7 protein-coding genes are annotated in these 4,198 nt (G+C 62.3%); 5 read left to right on the forward strand and 2 right to left on the reverse strand.

Features of this window, described 5'->3' with window-relative positions; translation table 11 throughout:
• From rplB to rplP, 5 genes are all read left to right on the forward strand, one after another.
• Window positions 1-505: 50S ribosomal protein L2 (gene rplB, locus ACEQXV_RS19745; RefSeq protein ID WP_370270592.1), on the forward strand; the 505-nt coding region annotated here is incomplete at its 5' end.
• Between the two features lie 3 nt (window positions 506-508).
• Window positions 509-787, forward strand: a complete 279-nt coding sequence (gene rpsS / locus ACEQXV_RS19750) for a 30S ribosomal protein S19 (RefSeq protein WP_370270594.1) — start codon at window positions 509-511, stop codon at window positions 785-787.
• Window positions 788-790: 3 nt separating this feature from the next.
• Complete coding sequence (gene rplV / locus ACEQXV_RS19755) at window positions 791-1,171, forward strand: 50S ribosomal protein L22 (RefSeq protein WP_370270596.1); 381 nt, start codon at window positions 791-793, stop codon at window positions 1,169-1,171.
• The gene (gene rpsC / locus ACEQXV_RS19760) at window positions 1,171-1,875 is read left to right on the forward strand and encodes a 30S ribosomal protein S3 (RefSeq protein WP_370270597.1); all 705 of its coding nucleotides are present in this window, start codon (window positions 1,171-1,173) and stop codon (window positions 1,873-1,875) included. Before rplV ends, rpsC begins: the two co-directional genes overlap by 1 nt.
• Window positions 1,876-1,888: 13 nt before the next feature.
• Window positions 1,889-2,302: a 50S ribosomal protein L16 gene (rplP, locus tag ACEQXV_RS19765; RefSeq protein ID WP_370252855.1), complete on the forward strand. Its 414-nt coding sequence runs from the start codon at window positions 1,889-1,891 to the stop codon at window positions 2,300-2,302.
• Between the two features lie 88 nt (window positions 2,303-2,390).
• Here the strand turns inward: rplP and ACEQXV_RS19770 are convergent, their stop codons facing one another.
• Window positions 2,391-3,176, reverse strand: coding sequence for a TIGR00266 family protein (locus tag ACEQXV_RS19770; protein WP_370270598.1), 786 nt, complete (start codon window positions 3,174-3,176; stop codon window positions 2,391-2,393).
• Between the two features lie 113 nt (window positions 3,177-3,289).
• On the reverse strand, window positions 3,290-3,910 hold the full coding sequence (locus ACEQXV_RS19775; RefSeq protein ID WP_370270600.1) for a 2OG-Fe(II) oxygenase family protein: 621 nt from the start codon (window positions 3,908-3,910) through the stop codon (window positions 3,290-3,292).
• Between the last annotated feature and the right edge of the window lie 288 nt (window positions 3,911-4,198).

Raw genomic sequence — 4,198 nt, forward strand, 5'->3', positions numbered from 1 at the left:
CGACAAGGTGATCTCGGGCCAGAAGGTCGACATCAAGCCGGGCACCGCGATGCCGTTCTCGGGCATGCCGATCGGTACCATCGTTCACAACATCGAGCTGAAGCCGGGCAAGGGCGGTCAGCTCGCCCGCGCCGCGGGCACCTACGCCCAGGTCGTCGGCCGTGACGGTGGCTACGCCCAGATCCGCCTGTCCTCGGGCGAGCTGCGCATGGTCCGTCAGGAATGCATGGCCACCGTCGGTGCCGTGTCGAACCCCGACAACTCGAACCAGAACCTCGGCAAAGCCGGCCGCGTCCGTCACATGGGCAAGCGTCCGTCGGTCCGTGGTGTTGCGATGAACCCGATCGACCACCCGCACGGTGGTGGTGAAGGCCGCACCTCTGGTGGTCGTACCCCGGTTACCCCGTGGGGTAAGGACACCAAGGGCAAGCGCACCCGCAACAAGAACAAGGCGTCGCAGAAGCTGATCATCCGCTCGCGTCACGCCAAGAAGAAGGGCCGGTAATCTATGGCACGTGCTGTATGGAAGGGGCCTTTTGTCGACTCTTACGTCCTCAAGAAGGCCGAAAAAGCCCGCGAGTCGGGCCGCAACGAGGTCATCAAGATCTGGTCGCGCCGTTCCACCATCCTGCCGCAGTTCGTGGGCCTCACCTTCGGGGTTTACAACGGTCAGAAGCATGTCCCGGTGAACGTCACCGAGGAAATGATCGGCCAGAAGTTCGGCGAGTATTCCACGACCCGGACCTATTACGGTCACGCGGCGGACAAGAAAGCGAAGAGGAAGTAAGCCATGGGCAAGGATAAGAATCCCCGCCGCGTGGCGGATAACGAGGCCATGGCCAAGCTGCGGATGCTGCGCACCAGCCCGCAGAAGCTGAACCTCGTGGCTCAGCTGATCCGTGGCAAGAAGGTGGACAAGGCCCTGGCCGACCTGACCTTCTCGCAAAAGCGGATCGCCGTGGACGTGAAGAAATGCCTTCAGTCCGCCATCGCCAACGCCGAGAACAACCACAACCTCGATGTGGATGAACTGGTGGTCGCCGAGGCCTATGTCGGCAAGAACATGGTCATGAAGCGCGGTCGCCCGCGTGGCCGTGGCCGGTTCGGCCGGATCGTCAAGCCGTTTGCGGAACTCACCATCACGGTGCGTCAAGTTGAGGAGCAAGCCTAATGGGTCACAAGGTTAATCCGATCGGCATGCGCCTCCAGGTCAACCGCACCTGGGACAGCCGCTGGTACGCCGATACCAAGGACTACGGGAACCTCCTGCTGGAGGACCTGAAGATCCGTGAATTCATCCACGAAGAGTGCAAGCAGGCGGGCGTTGCCCGTGTGATCATCGAACGTCCGCACCGCAAGTGCCGCGTCACCGTTCACACTGCGCGCCCGGGCGTGATCATCGGCAAGAAAGGCGCCGATATCGAAACCCTGCGCAAGAAGCTCGCAGCGATGACCGACTCGGAACTGCACCTCACCATCGTCGAGGTCCGCAAGCCCGAGCTGGACGCACAGCTGGTTGCCGAGTCCATCGCGCAGCAGCTGGAACGCCGCGTGTCCTTCCGCCGTGCCATGAAGCGTGCCGTGCAGAACGCGATGCGCATGGGTGCCCTGGGCATCCGTGTGAACGTTGCCGGTCGTCTTGGTGGTGCGGAAATCGCACGGACCGAGTGGTATCGTGAAGGCCGTGTGCCCCTGCACACGCTCCGCGCCGATATCGACTACGCCCACGCCGAGGCTTCCACGCCCTACGGCATCATCGGCATCAAGACCTGGATCTTCAAAGGCGAGATCATGGAGCACGACCCGTCGGCCCGTGATCGTCGCGCAGCGGAGGCTCAGGAAGGTGGCGCGCCGCGTCCCCGCCGTGACCGCTAAGGAGTAAGACGTTATGCTGCAACCGAAGCGCACGAAGTTCCGCAAGATGCACAAGGGCCGCATCCATGGTGAAGCGAAGGGGGGCTCTGACCTCAACTTCGGCACCTACGGCCTGAAGGCTCTTCAGCCCGAGCGGGTCACCGCCCGTCAGATCGAAGCCGCCCGTCGGGCCATGACGCGTCACATGAAGCGTCAGGGCCGCGTCTGGATCCGGATTTTCCCCGATCTGCCCGTGACCTCGAAGCCCGTCGAAGTGCGGATGGGTAAAGGTAAGGGTTCGGTCGATTACTGGGCCTGCAAGGTCAAGCCCGGCCGGATCATGTTCGAGATCGACGGCGTCAGCGAAGACATCGCCCGCGAGGCCCTGCGCCTGGCCGCGATGAAGCTGCCGATCAAGACCCGCACCGTGGTCCGCGAAGACTGGTAAGGGCGTCGGGCAACCCGCCCGCCCCGAGACAAAGAGAAACCCCTGCCGAGAGATCGGCGGGGGTTTTTTGTTGCGTGGACGCTTGGGGTCAGCGATCCCCGAACATATCGCCCAGTCCGCCAAGCACAGATCCTTCGCCCTTGCTGCCACCGGGGCCAGCCGCGCGCATGATGCGGTCGGCGAGGCGAGAGAAGGGCAGGCTTTGCAGCCAGACGGTGCCGGGGCCCTTCAGCGTGGCCAGGAACAGCCCTTCACCGCCGAAGACCATCGACTTCAGGTTCCCGGCGCGTTCGATGTCATAGCCGACGCTTCCATCCATTGCTGCAAGGCACCCGGTATCGACCCGCAGGGTTTCGCCCGCTGCCAGTTCCCGTTTGATGACCGTGCCGCCCACGTGGATGAAGGCCATGCCATCGCCGTTGAGGCGCTGCAGGATGAAGCCCTCGCCGCCGAAAAAGCCGACACCCAGTTTCTTCTGGAAAGCGATTCCGGTGGTGGTGCCGAAGGCGGCGCAGAGGAACGCGTCCTTTTGACAGATCAGCTCACCGCCGATTTCGGCCATGTTCACGGGGATGATCTTGCCGGGGTAGGGGGCTGCGAAAGCCACGCGCTTCTTGCCCTGGCCGTTATTGGTGAAATGGGTGAGGAAAATGGACTCGCCCGTCAGGACACGTTTGCCGACGTTCAGCAGTGAATTCATGATGCCGCCAGAGGGCTGCGCACCATCGCCCATGCGGCTTTCGAACCCGATCCCGTCTTCCAGGTAGTTCATCGCACCCGCTTCGGCGATCACCTTCTCGCCCGGGTCGAGCTCCACCTCGACGATCTGCATGTCGTCGCCGAAGATCTCGTAGTCTACTTCATGGCATTGCATGGAAAATTCCTTCTGCTGCTGTCCCCGCGTTCAATATGTCGGGCCAGCAGAAGGATCGGTTCTGAAAAAGGGGTGGTCAAGGTTTCAATGCGCCCTTTGGGCGCTTTGACCTCTTATTCCCACCGGTAATTGAAGCTGACCGAGATGCGTTCCTCCTCGGCCATGTTCATCGGCACCTCGTGGCGCAGCCAACTTTCCCAGAGAAGCACGTCACCTACCTCGGGTTTGACGTAGATGAATGTGCGCAGGTCTTCGCGCGCGCCTTTCTTGCGCGCCGGGGAGGCCATCATCCGACCTGACCGGGGGTCTTCCAGCTTCAGCGCCGAGGCGCCTTCGGGCATGGAGACATAGGTGGTGCCGGAAATCACCGAATGCGGGTGCAGGTGGCTTGCATGCATGCCGCCCTCGGGCAGGACGTTGATCCACAGATCCTCCAGCACCAGTTTGCGGCCATCGAGATCAAACTCCAGATCCTCGGCGAAGGCCGCCACATGCTGATCCAGAACCTTCACCAGATCGGCAAAGATCGGGAAGCGCCAGGGAAGGTCGGTCAGCGAGGCGTAAGAGGTGTAACCGGGATAGCCGTTTTCCTCGCACCATTGCTGCCCGGCCTCGTCATCCTCGGCGATCACGATGCAGGAATTGTCGAGCTCCTGCGCGTCGATTTCGGGGGCGAACTCCGACAGGCGGGCACGGTAGAGGCGGGTCACGAAGAGGGATGATATCTGAGCCATGCGCGTGCTATTACCCCAAGGCGCGCCCCCGCGCGAGAGCCATCGCAGCCAAGTGGTGCAGGTTTTTCAATCTAGCCCTTGCCCCCCACGCCCAACCCCCCTATAGAGCGGCATCGCACGCTTCCCCGGGTTCGCCCGGGGATTCGTCGTTTGTCATTCATCCACCAGGTCAACGGGTGACCCATTGCGGGGCTCGCTGGTGTTTTGAGAAAAGGAAGAAGGCGAATGAGCGCCACTGAACTGCGTGACAAGACCCCGGATCAGCTCCGGGAAGAGCTCGTCAATCTG

It is taken from the genome of Nioella sp. (genome assembly GCF_964229645.1).
Lineage (GTDB): Bacteria > Pseudomonadota > Alphaproteobacteria > Rhodobacterales > Rhodobacteraceae > Nioella.

Coding starts and splice junctions, on each gene's coding strand:
- rpsS (WP_370270594.1), top strand. CDS start 509: ATGGCACGTGCTGTATGGAAGGGGCCTTTTGTCGACTCTTACGTCCTC.
- rplV (WP_370270596.1), top strand. CDS start 791: ATGGGCAAGGATAAGAATCCCCGCCGCGTGGCGGATAACGAGGCCATG.
- rpsC (WP_370270597.1), top strand. CDS start 1,171: ATGGGTCACAAGGTTAATCCGATCGGCATGCGCCTCCAGGTCAACCGC.
- rplP (WP_370252855.1), top strand. CDS start 1,889: ATGCTGCAACCGAAGCGCACGAAGTTCCGCAAGATGCACAAGGGCCGC.
- ACEQXV_RS19770 (WP_370270598.1), bottom strand. CDS start 3,176: ATGCAATGCCATGAAGTAGACTACGAGATCTTCGGCGACGACATGCAG.
- ACEQXV_RS19775 (WP_370270600.1), bottom strand. CDS start 3,910: ATGGCTCAGATATCATCCCTCTTCGTGACCCGCCTCTACCGTGCCCGC.